The sequence below is a fragment of the Pelagimonas sp. genome (assembly GCF_058892305.1).
The window spans coordinates 28,086-48,771 of the sequence record NZ_JBZXVN010000021.1; the positions used below are offsets into that span (position 1 = coordinate 28,086).

Sequence of the window (20,686 nt, forward strand, 5' to 3'; positions counted from 1 at the left end):
AAGGAAACGGGGCCCGCCAAAGCAAGCCCCGATCTGTCACGTTCTGGTGATCCTAACCGGATCACTTAGCCATTTATGCGAATGGTCTCGTTTTTCGGGTCATAGGGGCTGTCGCAGGTGACGGTGGCGTCCCACAGCTTGTCTTGCATTTTGACCTTAAGCTTGGTGCCTTCGACGGCCAATTCCGGGGTGACATAGCCCATGCCGATAGATTTTTCGAAATGCACCGAATAGCCGCCCGAGGTAAGGCGACCAACGCGGGTGCCTTCGGGCGTATAAAGCACTTCGCGCCCCCATGGGTCGGCGTCCGCAGGCCCGTCGATCAACAGGGTACAGCATTTAACCCGAACACCGGTGGCTTGCATCGCCTGTTTGCCGTGGAAGTCTTTGGACAGGTCGATAAAGCGCGGCAGATCGGCCTCGGCCGGGGTGGCGTCGCGGCCCAATTCGGTACCAAAGGCGCGATAGGATTTTTCCTGACGGAGCCAGTTTTGCGCCCGCGCCCCAACCAGTTTCATGCCGTGTTTTTCGCCTGCGGCCATGAGTTGATCCCAGAGATAGGTCTGCATTTCGATGGGATGATGCAATTCCCAGCCCAGTTCGCCGGTATAGGCAACACGGATGGCATTGACCGGGCACATACCCAGTTCGATTTGGCGCGCAGACAGCCATGGGAACCGCTTGTTGGACAGCGCCGTGGCGGGATCGGCATCCACGATGAGTTCGTTCAACACATCACGGGACTTTGGCCCGGCGATGGCAAACACACCCCATTGCGTGGTGACATCCTGAATCTCGATGTAACCGAATTCGTCCATTTTATCTTCTGCGGCTTTGCGCAGAAAATCGGCGTCATATTCCGTCCAAGCCCCTGCAGAGACGAGGTAATAATTGTTCTCGCCGTTGCGCACGATGGTGTATTCGGTGCGCGTAGTGCCCGCAGCCGTCAGCGCATAGGTCAGGTTGATCCGGCCAACTTTGGGCAGTTTGTTGCAGGTGAACCAATCGAGGAATTGCGTCGCACCGGGGCCTTTGACAACATGTTTGGTAAAGGCCGAGGCATCAACAAGGCCAACACCATTGCGGATCGCCTTGGCCTCTTCGACGGCGTGCTGCCACCAGCCGCCGCGACGGAACGACCGGCTTTCCTTGTCGAAATTGTCCGGCGCATCAACGGGGCCATAATAGTTGGGACGTTCCCAACCGTTGACCCAACCAAATTGCGCACCCAGCGCTTTTTGACGGTCATAAACCGGGCCGGTGCGCAGCGGGCGGCAGGCCTCGCGCTCTTCATCGGGGTGATGCAGGATATAGACGTGTTCGTAGCACTCTTCGTTCTTGCGCGCCGCGAATTCGGTGGTCATCCAGCTTGAGGAGTAGCGCTTGGGATCAAGCGAGGCCATGTCGATCTCGGCCTCGCCATCGACCATCATCTGGGCGAGGTAATACCCGGTGCCGCCAGCGGCCGTGATGCCAAAGCTAAAGCCTTCGGCAAGCCACATGTTGCGAAGGCCCGGCGCGGGCCCAACCAGCGGGTTGCCATCCGGGGTATAACAAATCGGGCCGTTGAAATCGTCCTTGAGACCGGAATCCGCACAGGACGGCACCCGTTCGGCCATCGCCATGTATTGATCGGCAATCCGGTCGAGATCGAGCGGGAACAGGTCGGCCCGGAAACTATCGGGGACGCTATGTTCAAAGCGCGCCGGTGCGCCATGTTCATAGATGCCCAAAATCCAGCCGCCACGCTCTTCGCGGGCATAAGATTCATTGTCGGCGTCGCGCACAACCGGATGCTCGGGGTTGCCCGCCTCGCGCCATTTCACAAGCTCTGGGTCCTTGTCCATGACGATAAAGGTGTGTTCAACCGGGATGGCGGGCATCTTGATGCCCAGCATTTTGGCGGTGCGCTGTGCGTGGTTGCCCGAGGCGGTGACAACATGTTCGGCGGTGATCACAACCTGTTCGTCCGACGGCACAAGGTTGCCACCCTTTTCGACCATTTTGGTACAGGTGACCTCCCAATGAGTGCCCGTCCAATGGAACGCATCGGCCTGCATCTTGCGCACGATATCAACGCCGCGTTGGCGCGCGCCTTTGGCCATAGCCTGGGTCACATCGGCGGGGTTAATATAGCCGTCTTCGGTATGATAAATCGCGCCCTTAAGGTCGGATGTCTCGATCAGAGGCCAACGCTCTTTGATCTGATCGGGGGTGAGCCATTCATAGGCGACATCGCAGGTTTCCGCCGTTGACGCATAGAGCTTGTATTCATCCATGCGCTCTTCGGTCTGGGCCATGCGCAGGTTGCCAACCACCGCAAATCCGGCGTTCAACCCGGTTTCTTCCTCAAGCTGCTTGTAGAAATCGACCGAATATTTGTGGATATGGGTCGTGGCATAAGACATGTTGAACAGCGGCAAAAGGCCCGCCGCATGCCAAGTTGAGCCAGAGGTCAGCTCGTCCCGCTCAATCAACATCACATCATCCCAGCCCGCCTTGGCCAGATGGTAAGCGATAGATGTTCCAACGGCACCGCCGCCGACAACCAATGCTTTGACTTGGGTTTTCATGCGCTATCTCCCCGGATAATTGACCAAATCAATAGCGCGCCCACCCAAAGCAAGCAGAGCCAGCCCGACCGGTTAAGGTGTGAAAACGACCTGCGAGGCCGTGAAAACCGTCAAAGATCGGAAGTTTCCAAATCCACGCCCAACAATTGTCCTCATTTGGCGTCAGTCTGGCGGCAGGTTATTGTTTTTGGAGTAGATGATGTCTTTGGTTAAAACGATAGGAATGACGGCGATTGTAGGATTGGTTGGGCTTGGCGTGTTCGCTACCGACTACAGCCTGCAATGGAGCAAGGCCGAAAGCGAATTTGGCGCACCACAATACATCGTGTCTTTGTATGACCGATTTGGCGACAGCGGCGGGGCGATTGGCCTGATGTTGCGCAAATCGTCGATGGTCTATCATGCTTTGCCCAACGCCCCAGCCGGATGGGCGGCCTATGATTGGGATCCTTGGGCCGATGATCTTTTGTATAGCGCCCAGCAATACGCGCTTTACACCAAACATGTGGATCATGCGATTGCCGGGATGACCCAGTTTGACGATCCAAACACGTCCGACCTAGAGCTTTTTCAAGCCTATCACACCGATACAACCGTGTTTTACGAACAGGGGCCCCATGGCATTGGGCTTTGGATCAACGACAAAACCAAACCCATCAATAGCCCCCTATGGCGCGACGCGTTTCGTCGTGTCGACGCGCATTTTGACACGATTGATCGCAAATCAAGCTATGGCACTTTTCAGGGCCTGACATGGTCCGAGGTCTCGGGGCCAATTGACGCCGCCTCAAACGGGGATTTGCCCTTTGAGTTGCGGTTCTTCGAAGCCCAAATCAAGGACGTGTCCCTTGTGTTGACCACCCGCGCCTCGGACAAGATGGTGCGGAGTTTCCTAACCAATGTTGATCTCAGCGGCGTTCGCGATTTGGCCGACTTTCCCTTGCCACAGGGGCACCAACCGCCATCACCAAAGCCGCTGGACATGTCTGAACCCGTGTTGGTTTCCTCTGGGCAACAGCCACGCGTCACCCGCCCCAACGCCCAATGCGGTCAGGGTACGTTTTGCAAGGTTGGTCAGTAGTCCAAGCCCACATGCGTGCCCCAGAACGTCCCGACACGAAATCACCCGGTGCCACATCCGCACCGGGTGATTTTGTTGCGTGACAACGAAGGACGGCGCGCCCAAAACAAAACCGCAGCAAACCATGAAAGTTGCGCTGCGGTTTCGACTTGCGTGCTGGCCCGGCTTCAGGCTTGCGGTTGTTTTAACAAGCTGGCCACCATATCGCGGTTTATCTGCATCAAAATCTTTTTGATCGCCTCATTGGAGGCGCGCGCGATTGCGAAGCTGTGCAGTTTGCCATCTCCTGTCCCGCGCCCATAAATCATCTTGGTCCGGTTCGACGTTTTACCCGCCCGATACCAATGTTTGGCTGGAACGGTCCCGAACTTGATGTTGTTGTAGTGCATGAATTGCGGGTAGTCGCTATTGTAGTAATCCGCGCCAAAGGTGCTTGTCACGATCGACGGTTTTGGCCCCGAAGACACCCGCGGCCCTTCGTGTTTTTCGCGGATATATTTGATATGCAGCGCGACGATCTCATGGCCTTTTTCGTAAACCCACGCGCCTGTTTCCCCCGGTTTCAAGGGGCACCCTTCTGGGTCACCATCCATCATGTCGACCATTGTCGGCTTGGCGTTGCGCCCGGCGCAAAATGCCATTTCGGGAAAGAGTTTCCAAAAATCGGCCTCAACAAATTTGCGTTTGGTCCACCCGACAGGAGCGGGCGGGTAAATGGCGTCGATCTGGCGGGCCAAATCCTTTTTGCTTCCCATTGGGGTAACGGTGGCCATCAAGGGGGCGGCCAAAGGTTTGGTTTCGGCCCCGGTGCGCATTTCGATATAGGCCACCACCCCGGCCGGACGTTTCAACGCCGTCGCATAGGCGCGGAACATGGCAAAATCGATGCCCAAGGCCAGAACCAGAATGGTTGGAATGCTGGCGGCAAGTACAATGTATTTCCACATTTTCAAACACCTCGTTCGAAATCAGATGGTTGCCGAAGGCTGATCACCTAGTTCACGGTCACTTAGCGTGAAAACCGCTCGGCGTTGGCTTCGATGTTGATACGGTGTTGGGCGCGGTCACGCGCGGCGGTGCGCAACAATTCGCGTTCGCGTTCCAACGCGGCCTCTCGGCGTTTTCGAACCGCATCGGACGCCGCCGCCATAGTCGGTGCCGTATTGCCGGGATCGGCAAACTGGCGAATTCGACCAAGATTGATGCCGTTCAGAATCTTTTTGATGGACCGGTCACTGGCTTGGGCTTTGATAGTGATGCGAATGCTGGACCCATCGGGGACAATCATATCCGCCTCGATGGTGCGAAAGGCTAAGTGCTCAAAATCACTCACGGATTCGATAAAAACGACGCCGCGAATACGGGCAAAGGCAATGTCGTCCTTGTCCCAATTTTCGTGTTTCTGCATCCGGTTAAAGGCAACTTCGGTCATTGTGCGGGCTTTGCGCGGCTTTTCAATCTGGCGAATGCGCACCGCAATCCGCTCTTTGCCTTGGACATAGACCCAGGTTTGCTTGGCCTCTCGGCGAGCGAATTTTTTCCCGGAATAGGAATTCATCTCATCTGCAAAGGCAGAAAACTTTGGTGCCAACTCGTCAACCGCAAGTTTCTCCAACTCATCGTGACTTGGAATTGGCCCCCGGTATTGTCCGCGCATGATCTTGGATTGTGTCACACTCCAGGATTGCCTGCGCCAGCCATGCGGCGCTGCGGGCAAAAGGTCACGCATGTCTTTGCCTAGTTTTTCAGCAACTTGCTGTTCAGAGCGCCGTTTCTCGGCGGCCTCTTGTCCACGTTCCGCCACGGAATTCACCCAGCCAGAAAGCCCAAATCCGGTAAGCCCCTGACCGGATTGGATTGCTTGGATCGAATAATCGGCAATCCCGAAGGAGCTCACAATCCCAATAAATCCACAAATAATAGCGATAGCGATACGCACGGCGACCTCGTCAGTAGAAAATTGACACGCTGACGGTAGATCAACCAATGCGGGCAGAAAAATGGCTAAGACAGGACATTTCCAGCGCATTTTCGCGGTGCGGCGAATTCATGCTGATTTGATGGCTTGCCACCCTTCCCCATTGCGCAGGACCCCCCTATAAGAACAGCTGGTCCGGACTAGCAGAGTCGCGGGCCTTGCAGTCTATGGGGCAGTACGCGAATGTTTGGAATTGACGGTATCATGGGCATGTTCTCATCGGACATGGCCATCGACCTGGGAACAGCCAACACGTTGGTCTACGTGAAAGGCAAAGGGGTTATCCTCTCGGAACCTTCCGTGGTCGCGTACCACGTCAAGGACGGACAAAAGAAGGTACTGGCGGTTGGCGAAGACGCCAAACTGATGCTTGGCCGGACCCCCGGTAGCATCGAAGCGATCCGCCCGATGCGTGAAGGTGTGATTGCCGACTTTGTCGCCGCCGAAGAGATGATCAAAGAATTCATCCGCAAGGTGCACCGCCGGTCGACATTTTCGCGCCCCAAAGTCATCGTTTGCGTTCCACATGGGGCGACCCCGGTGGAAAAACGCGCGATCCGAAATTCTGTTTTGTCCGCTGGGGCACGCAAAGCCGGTTTGATTGCCGAACCCATCGCCGCGGCCATCGGGGCCGGGATGCCGATCACCGACCCAACCGGCAACATGGTTGTCGATATCGGCGGCGGGACCACCGAAGTTGCGGTTCTGTCTCTGGGCGATATTGTGTACGCGCGCTCGGTCCGGGTTGGTGGCGACCGTATGGACGAAGCCATCATCAACTACCTGCGCCGTCAGCAAAACCTGTTGGTCGGGGAAAGCACCGCTGAGCGGATCAAAACCTCGATCGGGACCGCACGGATGCCCGATGATGGGCGCGGCAGTTCAATGCAAATTCGCGGCCGCGACCTTTTGAATGGTGTGCCAAAGGAAACCGAAATCAGTCAGGCCCAGATCGCAGAAGCCTTGAGTGAACCAGTTCAGGCGATTTGCGAAGCGGTTATGACGGCGTTGGAGGCGACGCCTCCGGATTTGGCAGCCGATATTGTTGATCGTGGCGTCATGCTTACAGGTGGCGGCGCATTGTTGGGCGATCTTGATCTGGCCTTGCGTGAGCAAACAGGTCTTGCCGTGTCCATCGCCGACGAAACATTGAACTGTGTGGCTTTGGGCACCGGCAAGGCGCTGGAATATGAAAAACAGCTCGCCCATGCCATCGACTATGACAGCTAATCACTGAGCTTTGATCTGGGCGCACCCAAATTCCGTGCACGGAATTTGCAAGATTTTTGGAAAAATCTTGTTCCGCGCGCCTTTAGGTCGCAAAACAGATCAAAGACGTTGAAATAGGACGGAGGCCGCTTGGCTCAGGACCGTGGATCAAGCGAGGATTTCACCCGCCCGCTCAAGCGGCTGCTTCTGGCTGTCCTGACGCTGTGTTTTCTTGTCCTTTTTCTATTCTGGCGCATCGATTCCCCACGGGTTGAACGCATGCGCGCCCAAGTGGTGGACGCAGTTGTGCCCCGTATGGATTGGGCCATGGCCCCGGTGACCGCCACCGTTAAAATCCTACGCGATTTCCAAAGCTATCAAAGCATCCACGAGCAAAACCAAGAGTTACGCCGCGAGTTGCGCCAAATGACCGCCTGGAAAGAAGCCGCCTTGCAGCTTGAACAGGAAAACGCCCGTCTACGCGACCTTAACAACGTCCGGCTTGACCCGCGCCTCACCTATATCACCGGCGTCGTTTTGGCCGACTCCGGCTCGCCGTTCCGCCAGTCGGTTCTCATCAATGTTGGCTCTCGCGATGGGATTGTTGACGGATGGGCGACAATGGACGGTATCGGCCTTGTCGGTCGGATCGCCGGTGTTGGGGCCAATACCAGCCGGGTTATTTTGCTAACCGACACCAACTCGCGCATCCCGGTTGAAATACTGCCATCCGGCCAGCGCGCTTTGGTTGTCGGCGACAATTCCGCCGCACCACCGATCGATTTCCTTGAAGACCCCGGTCAGGTGCGCCCCGGCGACCGCATTGTCACAACTGGCGATGGCGAGGTCTTTCCCCCCGGTCTTTTGATCGGTCAGGTGGCCCAAGACCCAGGCGGGCGTTTGCGCGCGCGCCTCGCCGCAGATTACGAGCGGTTAGAGTTCTTGCGTGTGCTGCGCGATCATGGAGCACGCCGGGTGAGCCAGCCTAGCGGCTTGATTTTGCCCGAAAACATCCCCGATTCCGAGGCCCCTGCCCCGGCACTTGACGGGCAGGGCTCAGGCGATGGCTGAGCGCAGCCCCGCCAAGCTATGGTTCATGCGGCTGACCTATGTGGTTCTGGCCACACTGATCCTGTTTGCGCATTTGCTCCCTTTAGAGACCACCCCGCAACGCTTTGCCGGTCCCGATGTGTTGGTCGCACTCACCTTTGCCTGGGCACTTCGACGTCCGCAATATGTGCCAATGTTGTTGATCGCATTGGTCATGTTGCTGGCGGATTTCTTGCTACAACGCCCTCCGGGGCTTTGGGCGGCGCTGATCCTTCTGTCGGCAGAATGGCTCAAACTGCGCGACCGAAATCTACGGGAAAACACCTTTGCGGCGGAATGGCTCACTGTCGCCTATACGCTGTTTCTTGCCACTTTGCTCTATCGCGCCACGCTTGGCCTCTTGATTGTTTCGCCCGGAGCGCTTTCTCTATCTTTTATGCAATTTGGTATGACGATGCTGGTTTACCCCCTGATCGCCGGGGCCAGTTTTCTGGCGTTCGGATCGCGACGCGGCAAACAGGGTGAGTTTGAACAGATGGGGCGCAAAACATGAGACGCACAGCCCGCGAAACCGAAGAAAGCGCCCGCAAAATCACCCGCCGCGGTCTTTTGCTAGGGAGCGCGCAGCTCGGCTTTGCCGGGGTTTTGGCCCTGCGCATGCGTCATATGCAGGTTGATCAGGCCAATGAATTCCGTCTCTTGGCCGAAGAGAACCGCATTTCCATCCGCTTTATTCCCCCAACTCGTGGCCGAATTTTTGATCGCAATGGCACCGTCATTGCCGAAAACGAACCGACCTATCGCATTGTTTTGGTTCCCGAAGACACCGACGATGTCGCCGATGTGATTGCCCGCGTGTCTTCGCTTGTTGAACTGGACGAAAACGATCTCAACCGCGCGTTGGCAAGCATCAACCCCAAGCGCCCCTTTGATCCCGTCACCCTTGCGGATCGGGTCAGTTGGCAAGACATCAGCCGCGTCGCCGCCAATGCGCCCGCCCTGCCCGGTGTGTCGACCGAAGTGGGCCAATCGCGGATTTACCCGCAGGCCGAGCTCTACGCCCATGTCGCCGGATATGTGGCCAAGGTCAACGACCGCAACCTGAACCGCTACGAAGACCCACCGGCGGTCCTTAACCTGCCGGGGTTTCAGTTTGGCCAAGTGGGGATTGAATCCAAATACGAAGACCTTTTGCGCGGCAAGGCCGGGGCCAAACGGGTCGAGGTCAACAATGCCAACCGTGTTATGCGCGAACTTGACCGCCGAGAAGGACAACCCGGACCCGACCTACAGCTAACGGTTGATACCGACCTGCAAGACTATGCTTTGGCGCGGTTGGGGGATGAGTCCGCCTCGGTTGTGGTCATGGATTTGGAACAGGGGGATTTGCTGGCGATCGCCTCGGCCCCGTCTTATGATCCAAACAAGTTCGTACATGGTATTTCAACCGCCGATTACGCCTTTTTGCGCGACAATGATCATCGCCCCCAAGCCTCTAAAACCGTGCAAGACGCCTACCCACCAGGGTCGACGTTCAAAATGGTCACAGCCCTAGCAGCGTTGGATGCGGGCTTGGTTGCGCCAGATGAAACCGTCTATTGCCCCGGTCATATGGAAGTTGGCGGTCGCAAGTTCCACTGCTGGAAACGCTCGGGTCATGGCAACATGAACCTCGAACAAAGCCTCCGCCATTCCTGTGACGTTTATTATTACGATCTTGCCCTTAAGGTGGGGATCGAACGGATTGCTGCGATGGCCCGGCGGCTTGGCCTTGGCGATGGTCATGGCGTTCCGATGTCAGCAGTGACCAGCGGGCTGGTGCCGGACAAGGCGTGGAAACAGCGCAAACACAAACAGGATTGGGTGATCGGCGATAGTGTCAACGCCTCGATCGGTCAGGGGTTTGTTCTAACTTCGCCCATGCAATTGGCGGTGATGGCTGCGCGTATTGCAACCGGGCGTAGCATTTCGCCCCGTCTGGTCAAACGGATTGGTCATGTCGAAACCCCGTCGCGCGCCGGGGTGGATTTGGGATTGAACCCCAACCACCTTTTGCAAATCCATCGCGGGATGTATGCGGTGTCCAACAACCGCCGAGGCACCGCCTATAAATCGCGCATCATCGCCGATGGCATGCGCATGGCGGGCAAAACCGGCACCGCGCAGGTGTCATCGACCGTTGTCGACAACAAATCGGTGGCCTGGGAGAAACGCGACCATGCGCTTTTTGTCAATTTCGCCCCCTGGGACAATCCGAAAATCGCGGTGTCGGTGGTGGTGGAACATGGTGGCGGTGGCTCGGTTGCCGCAGCCCCGATTGCGCGTGACGTGACCTTGCAGGCCCTTTACGGGGGCAATCCGCCGCTTGACGCCTATCCGACGAAAGACCGACCACGGATCAAGGCCCTTCAGGCCCGTTTGAACCGCGAGCGCGAAGAACGCCAAGCCCAACGGAACTCACGCGCATGAGCTTTCTCGAGCAAAATATCAAAAGCGTTCCATCGGGCTGGCGCAAGGTGCTTCATGTCAATTGGGCGCTTGTTGTGTTGATTTGTGCCGTCGCCTCGGTCGGGTTCTTGATGCTCTATTCGGTGGCAGGCGGGTCGTTTTCGCCATGGGCCGAACCGCAAATCAAACGCTTTATCCTTGGCCTCTGTGCCATGTTCTTTGTCGCCTTTGTGCCGATCTGGTTTTGGCGCAACATGGCGGTGGTTGGCTATCTGGCCGGTCTTGGTCTGCTTGTCGCGGTTGAGCTTTTTGGGTCAAAGGCCGGGGGCGCGGTGCGCTGGATCGACCTTGGGTTTATGCGCCTGCAGCCCTCTGAGCTGATGAAAATCGCCGTAGTTGTCTTGCTGGCGGCCTATTACGATTGGCTGCCACTCAAGAGAACCTCGCGGCCTTTGTGGGTGGCCATCCCCATTCTCTTGTTGCTCATCCCGGTGGCTCTGGTCTTTAAACAGCCTGATCTGGGCACGGCCTTGCTGATCACGATCGGCGGTGGATTGGTGATTTTTCTTGCAGGGGTGAGCCTTTGGTATTTCGGCGGGGCTATCGCCCTAGCGGTGGTTTTGGTGATCGGCGTTTTTGAAAGCCGCGACACGTCGTGGCAATTGCTAAGCAACTATCACTACGACCGGATTGAAACCTTTCTCGAAGACACCGATGACCCTTTGGGCAAAGATTACCACATCACACAGGCGAAAATCGCCATGGGATCGGGGGGGTGGACCGGCAAGGGCTTTATGCAAGGCACGCAATCGCGGCTTAACTTCCTCCCTGAAAAACACACCGACTTTATCTTTAACATCCTTGCCGAAGAATTCGGTTTTGTCGGCGGCATATCCTTGTTGCTGCTCTATATGCTCATTGTGGTGTTCTGCATCTTCTCTGCCTTACAAAACAAAGATCGGTTTTCATCACTTATGACGCTTGGGATAGGGTTCACGTTCTTTTTGTATTTTGCCGTCAACATGTCGATGGTGATGGAATTGGCCCCGGTTGTCGGGGTTCCCCTCCCTATGGTGAGCTTTGGTGGCTCGGCCATGTTGGTTTTGATGTTGGGGTTTGGACTGGTGCAAAGCGCCCACATTCATAGGCCACGATAGTGACACTACAGATACTTTTCTCTGCCAAAGCAGAACGCTGGACGGATTACGAAGCCCCATTGCGCAAGGAACTCGACGCCACGGGTCTCGACTATACCCTTGCCTGTGACATGCCGCCCGATCAGGTCGAATATATAATATATGCCCCCAATGCTGACCTCACGGACTTCACCATATTCCCCAAACTCCAAGCGGTTCTCAGCCTGTGGGCCGGGGTCGAAGGCATTGTTAGCAATGACACGCTGACGGTTCCGGTGGCGCGGATGGTCGATCAAGAGGGGCTAACCCAAGGCATGGTGGAATGGGTGACAGGCCACGCGTTGCGCCATCATTTGGGTATGGATGCCCATATCGTGAACCCGGACCGCAACTGGAATTGCACACCACCAAAAATTGCCCAAGATCGCCCCGTCACGGTGCTTGGCCTTGGGGCTTTGGGCTTGGCCTGTGCGCAATCCTTGGCGGCCTTGGGCTTTCCTGTCACCGGATGGAGCCGCTCTGCCAAAGAGGCCGACGGCATGTCGTGCCTTTCAGGCAAAGACGGGTTGGAACAGGCCCTGCGCGGGGCTGAAATTGTTGTGCTTTTGCTGCCCAACACACCGGCAACCGAGAACACGTTAAACGCCGCTCGCCTGGCTTTGCTCGCCAAAGGGGCGTTTATCATCAACCCCGGACGTGGGCCGCTTATTGATGACGACGCGCTTTTGGACGCCCTCGACAGCGGTCAGATCGCCCATGCCACATTGGATGTCTTCCGGGTCGAACCGCTTCCACAGGATCATCCGTTTTGGGCCCACCCAAACGTGACGGTCACCCCGCATATCGCCTCGTTCACGCGGCCCGATACCGCGGCGCGGGTGATTGCCGCCAACATCCGGCGCGACGTCGATGGCGAGCCACTCTTACACCTTGTCGATCGCAGCGCGGGCTATTAAGCCCTGCCTATCTGCTTGCCCAAACAGGAATCAGCCATGACTTTCGACCGCAGCGTCAAGATCGCTCCCTCCATCCTTTCCGCCGATTTCGCCGATTTCGGTCGTGAAATTCAGGCCGTCGAAGCCGAAGGCGCGGATTGGATCCATGTTGATGTCATGGACGGGCATTTTGTGCCGAACCTGACCTTTGGCCCCCCGGCCGTCAAAGCGTTCCGCAAACATGTGAAAACCGTCATGGACGTGCACCTGATGATTTCGCCGGTCGACGCCTATATCGACGCCTATGCCGATGCGGGGGCCGATATTTTGACCGCCCATGTCGAGGCCGGTGCCCATAGTCATCGCACCATGCAGGCCATTCGCGGCGCCGGTATGAAGTCAGGCATCGCGCTCAACCCCGGCACCCCCGCCGAAGCGGTTGAACACCTTCTTGACCTCACCGATCTGGTCTGTGTGATGACTGTAAACCCCGGATTTGGTGGCCAAAAGTTCATCGACATGACCGCCAAGGTACGCAAGTTGCGCGAGATGATTGGTGACCGCCCGGTGCATATTGAGATCGACGGCGGCGTTGATCCAACCACCGCACCTTTGGTTGTCGACGCCGGGGCGGATGTATTGGTGGCTGGCTCGGCGGTGTTCCGTGGTGGCTCGGTTGAAAACCCAACGCCTTATGGCGACAATATCCGCGCAATCAAGGCGTCAGTCGCGGGTTAATCGGGCGGAGGGGGTACTGCCCCCGCCGTTGGCCCCCTGGGACATTTTTGGAAAGAAGAAACAGAGGCGCGTTACTTGGGCACGTTACTTGCGGTAGCGGAATGTGCCCGTGCCTTTGGCGATTAGCTCGCCGGTTTCATCACTGATCGTGCCTTCGGCGAAGAAGGTCGATTTACCGCCACCGGTTTTAAACCCTTCTGCGATAAAGACTTTGCCGTGCGGGCGTGACAAGTATTGGACGTTCAGTGTGAGCGTCCAACACATTTGGCGATTGTCGGGATCGCCAGTAAAACACCCAGCAAAGCCCATCACCGTATCCAAGAGCGAGGCGTGCGAGCCGCCGTGCGGGCTTCCGTGGCGGTTCATGATATGGGGTTCTAGGGGCAGTTGGAATTTGGAGTATCCATCCCGCCAATCCACCATTTCAAACCCGAGATGCTTGGCGTAAGCGTATGATTTTTCGCGCAGGTTTTCATCCATTCCAGTGTTTGGCCTTTAATCCGAGTTGTGCAAAATGCGGGACAAAGGCCCCAAGTCTGAGACCCTTTTCCGGGTTGGCCGCATTGCCGTCAAGCGCGCGTTTCTTAACGCCTTGCAGAATGGCCGCCATGCGAAAGAAGGAGAACGCGAGGTAGAAGCCGAAATTGTCGATGTTGGATATGTTGCGGCGTTTACAGTAGTCGGCGACAAACGCCGCATCAGAAGGAAGGCCGAGGCTCGCTCGGTCAAGACCCGCCAATCCGCGCCCTTCGCCACCGGGGGGCAATTGCCATTGCATGATAACCCCGGCAAGGTCGGCGTAGGGGTGGCCGAGGGTTGAAAGCTCCCAATCCAGCACCGCGAGGCAGGCTGCGCCTTCTTGGGAAAACAGCATGTTATCAATGCGGTAATCCCCATGCACCAAGGTACGTTGGCCATCATCAGCAGGCATGTTGTCGGCCAGCCATATGATAAGCTGTTCCATTTCGCTTAGATTTTCGGTCTCTGACGCGCGGTATTGTTTGCTCCACCGGCCCAATTGGCGTTCGAAATAGTGGCCGGGGGGGCCGAAATCGGAAAGTCCCACCGCATCAACATCCACCGAATGGATCGCCGCCAAAACGCGGTTCATTTCCGCCATGACGGCGCGCCGTCCCTCGGGGGACGTATCAGGCATGGACGGGTCAACAATGTTGCGGCCGACGACATGTTCCATGATGTAGAAATCGGTGCCGAGGATGGTGTCATCCTGACAAAGCGCCAACATGTTGGGCACCGGCACATCGGAGTGCGCCAAGGCGCGTTGCACCCGGTATTCGCGGTCCACAGCATGGGCGGATTTCAACAGGATGCCGGGGGGTTTGCGACGCAAAACGTAGCAGCCCGAGGGAGCCTCAAGCCGGTAGGTCGGATTGGACTGGCCCACGTCGAATTTGGTCGCCTGAACCGGGCCATGAAAGCCCGGCACATGGGTACGCATCCAGCCAGAAACCCTATCAAGGTCAGAGACTTGCATCGCTTACCCTGCCTGATTGGAATGCTTGCGCAGCTCGGCCCGGGCAACTTGACGACGGTGCACCGCGTCCGGTCCATCGGCAAACCGCAAGGTGCGCACATGGGTCCACATCGAAGCCAGCGTGGTGTCTTGCGAAATACCGGCAGCGCCGTGCAATTGCATGGCCTCGTCAATGACTTTGCCCGCCATCAAAGGCGCAACCACCTTGATCTTGGAAATCCACGGCTGGGCGGCGCGGACCCCGGCGCTATCCATCATCCACGCGGCCTTGAGACACAAAAGCCGCGCCATCTCGATCTCCATCCGGGCATTGGCGATGATGTCGTAATTGGCCCCGAGATCGGCAATCCGCTTGCCAAATGCCTCGCGTTCGAGGCCGCGTTTGCACATCATGTCCAAGGCTTTTTCCGCCTGACCAATCGCGCGCATACAGTGGTGGATGCGACCGGGGCCAAGCCGCCCTTGAGCAACCTCAAACCCACGGGCTTCGCCCAAAATCACATTGCGCGCCGGGATGCGGACATTGGTGAACCGCAGGTGCATATGCCCGTGTGGCGCATCATCTTGGCCAAAGACCTGCATCGGGCGTAGCACTTCGATCCCCGATGAATCGGCATCCATGACAAACATGGTGTGGCGGCTATGTTTGGCGGCCTCCGGGTCGGTGCAAGCCATCAAAATATAGACTTTGCAGCGCGGGTCCCCTGCCCCGCTGATCCACCATTTCTCGCCGTTTAGAACATAATCATCGCCGTCACGCCGCGCCTCAAATGCCAATTGCGCCGCATCGGACGAGGCCACATCCGGTTCCGTCATCACATAGGCGGAGCGGATGTCACCGTTGAGCAAGGGCGTCAGCCAGCGCTCTTTCATCCAATCCGCGCCATAGCGTTCCAGCACTTCCATGTTTCCGGTATCGGGCGCGTTGCAGTTGAACACCTCGGCGGCGATGCCAACCTTGCCCATTTCCTCGGCCAGATAGGCGTATTCCACCGTGCTAAGGCCATAGCCGCGATCACTATCGGTCAGCCAAAAGTTCCAAAGCCCCCGCTCGCGGGCCAAAGCCTTGAGACCGTTCAAGATTTCCAATTGCCGGTCGGTGTGTTGAAAGCGATCACCCGAGGGGTGTTTACCAACCTCGGCGTGAAACTCCGCATCCAGTGGCGCGATGTCATCTTCGACCATGTGGCGCACCGCTTCGATCAACGGGCGTACCCGGTCTGTTACTCCAAGATCCATCTTATGTCTCCAATTCCAGACGGGTGATCCACTGTGCCGCCAAGGCCGGGCGGCTTTGATTTTCAATTTCGACCGTGACATCCCAATGAACGGCAAGCCACCCTTCACCTTCGTCAACCGAGGCCACGACAAACCTGCCCCGCACCCGCGCGCCAACACGCACCGGAGAAATAAAGCGAATGCGATCAAAGCCATAGTTGATACTGGCGCGTACACCCGGCAGATCGGGCACCACCTGATAGGACATCATCGACAGCATCGACAGGGTCAAAAACCCATGCGCGATGGCCCCGCCAAACGGCGTTTCTGCGGCGGCGCGGGCCTCATCAAGGTGAATGAACTGCCAATCTTCGGTGGCATCGGCAAAGGCTTTTACCTTTTGCGCATCCAATGCCACCCAATCCGTTACTTGCTCGGGCAACGCCCGCAGATCGTCATGTATCATCCGGCAAGATCAGGCAGAACATGATCGCCAAAGGTTTTGCGCAGGGTCAGCTTTGAAACCTTGCCCGTCGCCGTCAAAGGCAGGGCATCGGTCAAAACCATATCGTCGGGCAATTGCCAGCGCGCAACATGTTCTAGCATCATCTCATGAATGTCGGCCAGATCGGGCGGATCATCAACCTCAACAGGCACAACAACCAAAAGCGGGCGTTCATCCCATTTCGGGTGTGCAATGGCGATCACGGCGCAATTGGCAACCTTGGGATGCGCAAGGGCCATGTTTTCAAGATCAATCGAGCTGATCCATTCGCCCCCCGATTTGATCAGGTCTTTGGACCGGTCTTGAAGCGACAAAAATCCTTTGTCGTCGATACTTGCCACATCGCCGGTACCAAACCAACCCTCGGCATCCATCGCCGCATTCGAGGCCTCTTCGTTGTTAAAATACCCGGAAATCACAGCGTTGCCCCGGACGTACAATTCCCCGACGGCCGTGCCATCATGGGGAAGCCGCGCACCCGTTTCGTCGACAATTTTCATGTCGACACCAAAGACCCGACGGCCTTGGGTACATTTGTAATCAATCTTGGTTTTCTCCGGCAAGTCAGCCATCGGGCGCGACAGTTGGGCTTGCGTTCCAATCGGGCTCATCTCTGTCATGCCCCAAGCGTGACAAACGTCTATCCCTTTGTCTTCAAAGAAGGTAATCATGTCGCGCGCTGCTGCCGATCCGCCGATCACCAGCTGTGCCAACTGTGAGGGGACCGCGTCCCGTTTGTCCATCTCACCGCGCAATCCCAACCATACCGTCGGAACGCCCCAGCTTGCGGTGACCTGTTCGACCTCCATCAGATCAAACAGCGACGCTCCATCAAGCCTAGGTCCAGGCATGATCAAAGACGCCCCAACAAGAGGGGCCGCATAGGGCAAGCCCCATGAGTTGACGTGGAACATCGGCACAACGGGCAAGATCCGCGCGCCTTCGTGTAGGGATTTTGGAACGACAATCGCGACCATAAAGGCGTGTAAAACGGTTGAGCGATGCGAATAAAGTGCGCCCTTGGGATGGCCTGTTGTTCCCGATGTGTAGCACAGGCTCGACGCAGCGTTTTCATCGACCAGCGGCCAATCGTAGGTGTCGGGCTGCCCGTCCAATAGCTCTTCGTAGCAAAGCAAGGTTAGCGGGTTATCGGGCATATGCGCCCGGTCGGTCATCACCACAAGTTTCAGACCCGATGGCAGGTGATCGGCCAAGGCTTCTAGGATCGGCACAAAGGTCAGATCAACAAACAAAACCTGATCTTCGGCATGACCGATAATGTAAAGCATCTGTTCGGCCGACAAGCGCGGGTTGATGGTATGACATACCGCCCCCATGCCCGAGATCGCATAGTATAGCTCAAAATGGCGATAGCCGTTCCACGCGAGTGTTGCAATTCTATCGCCATCACCCACACCCAAGGCTTTGAGACCATGGGCCAATTGCGCGCTGCGTTTAAAAGCGTCGGCATAGGTTTCGCGATGAATGTCGCCTTCGGTTCGCACCGAAACGATTTCACCTTCTGGATGAACTTCGCTCGCATATCGTAGTATCTCGATAATACGTAGCGGCATCTGCATCATCATGCCTTGCATCTGACCCTCCCCTGCCGTCTGCTATGTTTGCAAACAGAGTGGCAAAACCAAGCGACCAAAGGCAACAGGTTTTGCACCTGAAAAACACTTCGTGACGTAGGGGGATTTATGACCGACATGCAACGCATTGCCTTGGCGCGCCGTCCCAAGGGCGACCCGGTACCAGAAGATTTCAGCCTTGAAACTGGCCCAGTACCAGAGCCAGCAGAGGGCGAAATTGTCATCAAAGCCAGCCACTTGTCGCTAGACCCCTATATGCGTGGCCGCATGGATGATGTCCAAAGCTATGCCCCCTCGGTGGGGATTGGCGAAACGATGACAGGCCAAGGTGTCGGGCGGGTGATCGCCTCACAGGCCGATGGGTTTAAGGTCGGTGATCTGGCTACGGGCATGACCGGTTGGGCCAGCCACGCCGTGGTCAAGGCCACCGAGGCACGGGTGTTACCCGCCGAGGTGCCCCCGTCCTTGTTTCTGGGGGCATTGGGCATGCCCGGTTTCACCGCTTGGACGGGACTGCGCAAATACGGCCGGCCGCAAGCCGGCGAAACCTTGGTCGTGGCGGCGGCAACCGGTCCGGTCGGGGCCATGGTTGGACAACTGGCCAAGGCCGCCGGTTTGCGCACGATCGCCATCGCCGGCGGGGCCGAAAAATGCCGCATCGCCACGGAAACCTTTGGGTTTGACGCCGCTCTGGATCACCGTGCCTATGAAACCGCCGCCGATTTGCGCAAAGATTTGGCCGAATTGGCCCCAGATGGAGTTGATATCTATTGGGAAAACGTTGGTGGCAAAGTTCTTGAGGCAACCTTGCCTTTGATGAACGTCGGCGGACGCATTCCAGTATGTGGGATGATTTCATGGTATGGTGGTGTTGAGGAGTCGCAAGACCGCCTACCGATGTTGTGGCGTTCGATCCTTGTCAAACGCCTGCATGTTTCGGGCTTTATCATCTTTGATCATTGGGACGACTATCCCGAGTTCTTGACCGATATCCCAGCCAAGGTTTTGTCCGGCGAGATCAAGCATTTGGAAGACGTGGCACAGGGGTTAGACAACATGCCAGATGCGTTCATCTCCATGCTCAAAGGCGGCAATACCGGCAAGCAGATCGTTGCCCTATAACCCGTCAATCTCGGTTTGGGGCTCCAGCGCCAAAGGCGCTGGGGTTCCGCCCAGATCATCAATTTCGAGAATGCCGGAAGGCTTGGATAATCGGTTGCGCACCACCCAAAACAGACGTTCCGACGCCCGCGTTATCGCCACATAGGCAAGACGTTTCCACAATGGCTGACCTGCCTCAGATCGTCCCATACGCGCCGCCGCATAAAGATCGGGCGCGAACACCTGAACATTTTCCCACTGGCTGCCTTGCGACTTGTGAATCGTTACTGCGGCCCCATGCAGAAACGTCGCCCCCATGCGGGCGGCAAAGGGGATAAACGGTTCTGCTTCCTCGGGTTTTTCGATTTTCACAATGGATGCGGCCGAGACTTGCGGCTCTATCGCCCCCATCACATGAAGGCGCGAAAACCCCGGTTTACGACCCGGCCCAAGGTAAACCACCTGAGCCCCTTTGATCAGGCCACGCGCCTCAAGATCGAGCCGCTTTTTTCGGTGCTTCAGGGGCAGTTCGATCCCGTCACAAATCAACGGTTCGCCCGGTAAAAGTTCTGTTTCCGGTGCGCCATGAACGGCGCGAAAGGCATTGATCAACCGAATCCGCGTCGCATTCCGCCAAACCAATACCGGCGAGCGCGCCATCAAATCCACTTCGACCCGCTGCGCGTAAACAACGCGATCATCTTTGCGCGAGACGTCTTCGATCATGTGTTCAAATTCATCAAACCCGAGTTGCGGATCCGCCAAGGCATGAGCCAAATCAAGAATCGGATTGTCGGCCTCTTGACGGTGAACCCGGTGCAGCTCGAGTTTTTGGCTATCTTTGATCTTTTCGAACACCATTTCGCCCGATTGATTAACAGGCGGAAGCTGAGCCGGATCGCCAAAGAGCACCAGATTTGGGAAGATTTCCTTTAGGTCTTCGAATTGTCGATCATCCAACATCGAAGATTCATCGACAAACCCTATATCCAACGGATCATCGCGCCGCTTCCAGCCGGTGATGAAGTCAGACCCACGCAGGCCCGCCGCCGCCAAAGCCGCCGGAATCGATTTGTGTAACTCGTAGCTGTTTTTCGCACGTTCAAAAGCTTCGTCGCTTAGGCCTTCAATTTCGGGCTTCTCATCATTGCCCATCAACCATTCCGCCACCCGTTCAAATTCCGGGTCGTAAACGGGTGTGTATAAAATGCGGTGAATGGTGGTCGCCGGCACGCCACGCGTGCGCAAAACAAAGGCCGCTTTGTTGGTTGGGGCAAGCACCGCAAGCGTGCGTTTTTCACGGCTGCTTTTGGATTCGTAGTCGCCTGAAACGATGCCAACACCCGCGTTTTCAAGGGCTTTGACCAATTCGGCCAACAAAAGCGTTTTGCCGCTACCGGCCTTGCCCATAAGGGCCATCACCCGGCCGGGTCCATCATTGGCTGGTCCGGAGAGACCTTCATCCAAATCAACGCCCGCCTCACGTAGCATGTCGGCGACGCGGTCATGGGCAAGGGCCTGATCTTCGGAGAAAATGATTGAAGGTGCTGTCATGCGCGCACCCTATATGCGGGGCACTTGGGGCGCCAGATCAAAGCGCTACAAACACCAAGCGCGCGAGCAT

At 56.9% G+C, this 20,686-nt stretch carries 18 protein-coding genes; 9 read left to right on the forward strand and 9 right to left on the reverse strand.

Annotated elements, in window-relative coordinates:
- Positions 1 to 65: 65 nt before the first annotated feature.
- On the reverse strand, positions 66 to 2,573 hold the full coding sequence (locus tag AC5EFR_RS09610) for a GcvT family protein (protein ID WP_493575619.1): 2,508 nt from the start codon (positions 2,571 to 2,573) through the stop codon (positions 66 to 68).
- 223 nt (positions 2,574 to 2,796) lie between these two features.
- On the opposite strand from AC5EFR_RS09610, the gene AC5EFR_RS09615 reads away from it, so the two are divergent.
- Positions 2,797 to 3,654, forward strand: a complete 858-nt coding sequence (locus AC5EFR_RS09615) for a hypothetical protein (RefSeq protein WP_493575620.1) — start codon at positions 2,797 to 2,799, stop codon at positions 3,652 to 3,654.
- A gap of 167 nt (positions 3,655 to 3,821) precedes the next feature.
- Here AC5EFR_RS09615 and AC5EFR_RS09620 read toward each other — a convergent pair whose 3' ends face one another.
- Both AC5EFR_RS09620 and AC5EFR_RS09625 read right to left on the reverse strand, forming a co-directional pair.
- Entirely contained in the window at positions 3,822 to 4,601 is a 780-nt protein-coding gene (locus AC5EFR_RS09620) for a hypothetical protein (RefSeq protein WP_493575621.1), read from the reverse strand.
- A gap of 62 nt (positions 4,602 to 4,663) precedes the next feature.
- Positions 4,664 to 5,593: a hypothetical protein gene (locus AC5EFR_RS09625; RefSeq protein ID WP_493575622.1), complete on the reverse strand. Its 930-nt coding sequence runs from the start codon at positions 5,591 to 5,593 to the stop codon at positions 4,664 to 4,666.
- A gap of 222 nt (positions 5,594 to 5,815) precedes the next feature.
- Here AC5EFR_RS09625 and AC5EFR_RS09630 point away from each other — a divergent pair, with 222 nt between their 5' ends.
- From AC5EFR_RS09630 to rpe, 7 genes are all read left to right on the forward strand, one after another.
- Entirely contained in the window at positions 5,816 to 6,862 is a 1,047-nt protein-coding gene (locus AC5EFR_RS09630; RefSeq protein WP_431374202.1) for a rod shape-determining protein, read from the forward strand.
- A 129-nt stretch (positions 6,863 to 6,991) separates the two neighbouring features.
- A complete protein-coding gene (gene mreC, locus AC5EFR_RS09635) occupies positions 6,992 to 7,912 on the forward strand; it encodes a rod shape-determining protein MreC (RefSeq protein WP_493575623.1) in 921 nt (306 codons plus the stop codon).
- The gene (locus AC5EFR_RS09640) at positions 7,905 to 8,444 is read left to right on the forward strand and encodes a rod shape-determining protein MreD (protein ID WP_493575624.1); all 540 of its coding nucleotides are present in this window, start codon (positions 7,905 to 7,907) and stop codon (positions 8,442 to 8,444) included. The genes mreC and AC5EFR_RS09640 overlap by 8 nt, the downstream gene beginning before the upstream one ends.
- Positions 8,441 to 10,360, forward strand: coding sequence for a penicillin-binding protein 2 (gene mrdA, locus AC5EFR_RS09645; RefSeq protein WP_493575625.1), 1,920 nt, complete (start codon positions 8,441 to 8,443; stop codon positions 10,358 to 10,360). Before AC5EFR_RS09640 ends, mrdA begins: the two co-directional genes overlap by 4 nt.
- On the forward strand, positions 10,357 to 11,496 hold the full coding sequence (rodA, locus tag AC5EFR_RS09650) for a rod shape-determining protein RodA (protein WP_493575626.1): 1,140 nt from the start codon (positions 10,357 to 10,359) through the stop codon (positions 11,494 to 11,496). The genes mrdA and rodA overlap by 4 nt, the downstream gene beginning before the upstream one ends.
- Complete coding sequence (locus tag AC5EFR_RS09655; RefSeq protein ID WP_493575627.1) at positions 11,496 to 12,431, forward strand: 2-hydroxyacid dehydrogenase; 936 nt, start codon at positions 11,496 to 11,498, stop codon at positions 12,429 to 12,431. Before rodA ends, AC5EFR_RS09655 begins: the two co-directional genes overlap by 1 nt.
- Before the next feature lie 36 nt (positions 12,432 to 12,467).
- A complete protein-coding gene (gene rpe / locus AC5EFR_RS09660; RefSeq protein WP_299932059.1) occupies positions 12,468 to 13,148 on the forward strand; it encodes a ribulose-phosphate 3-epimerase in 681 nt (226 codons plus the stop codon).
- A gap of 84 nt (positions 13,149 to 13,232) precedes the next feature.
- On the opposite strand, the gene AC5EFR_RS09665 is transcribed toward rpe, so the two are convergent.
- Genes AC5EFR_RS09665 through AC5EFR_RS09685 form a run of 5 tightly spaced genes read right to left on the reverse strand, consistent with a single transcriptional unit; the run spans position 13,233 to position 17,961 of the window.
- Positions 13,233 to 13,628, reverse strand: a complete 396-nt coding sequence (locus AC5EFR_RS09665) for a PaaI family thioesterase (protein WP_493575628.1) — start codon at positions 13,626 to 13,628, stop codon at positions 13,233 to 13,235.
- Entirely contained in the window at positions 13,621 to 14,643 is a 1,023-nt protein-coding gene (locus AC5EFR_RS09670) for a phosphotransferase family protein (RefSeq protein WP_493575629.1), read from the reverse strand. The genes AC5EFR_RS09665 and AC5EFR_RS09670 overlap by 8 nt, the downstream gene beginning before the upstream one ends.
- A gap of 3 nt (positions 14,644 to 14,646) precedes the next feature.
- The gene (locus AC5EFR_RS09675; protein ID WP_493575630.1) at positions 14,647 to 15,882 is read right to left on the reverse strand and encodes an acyl-CoA dehydrogenase family protein; all 1,236 of its coding nucleotides are present in this window, start codon (positions 15,880 to 15,882) and stop codon (positions 14,647 to 14,649) included.
- A gap of 1 nt (position 15,883) precedes the next feature.
- The gene (locus AC5EFR_RS09680) at positions 15,884 to 16,327 is read right to left on the reverse strand and encodes a MaoC family dehydratase (protein WP_493575631.1); all 444 of its coding nucleotides are present in this window, start codon (positions 16,325 to 16,327) and stop codon (positions 15,884 to 15,886) included.
- The gene (locus AC5EFR_RS09685; protein WP_493575632.1) at positions 16,324 to 17,961 is read right to left on the reverse strand and encodes a long-chain-fatty-acid--CoA ligase; all 1,638 of its coding nucleotides are present in this window, start codon (positions 17,959 to 17,961) and stop codon (positions 16,324 to 16,326) included. The genes AC5EFR_RS09680 and AC5EFR_RS09685 overlap by 4 nt, the downstream gene beginning before the upstream one ends.
- Positions 17,962 to 18,069: 108 nt before the next feature.
- Between AC5EFR_RS09685 and AC5EFR_RS09690 the strand changes: the two genes are divergently transcribed.
- Positions 18,070 to 19,083 carry an NADP-dependent oxidoreductase gene (locus AC5EFR_RS09690; RefSeq protein WP_493575633.1) on the forward strand — a complete coding sequence of 338 codons (1,014 nt, stop codon included), beginning with the start codon at positions 18,070 to 18,072 and terminating at the stop codon, positions 19,081 to 19,083.
- Here AC5EFR_RS09690 and AC5EFR_RS09695 read toward each other — a convergent pair.
- Positions 19,078 to 20,616, reverse strand: a complete 1,539-nt coding sequence (locus AC5EFR_RS09695) for an ATP-dependent DNA helicase (protein ID WP_493575634.1) — start codon at positions 20,614 to 20,616, stop codon at positions 19,078 to 19,080. The genes AC5EFR_RS09690 and AC5EFR_RS09695 overlap by 6 nt on opposite strands.
- Positions 20,617 to 20,686 lie beyond the last annotated feature (70 nt).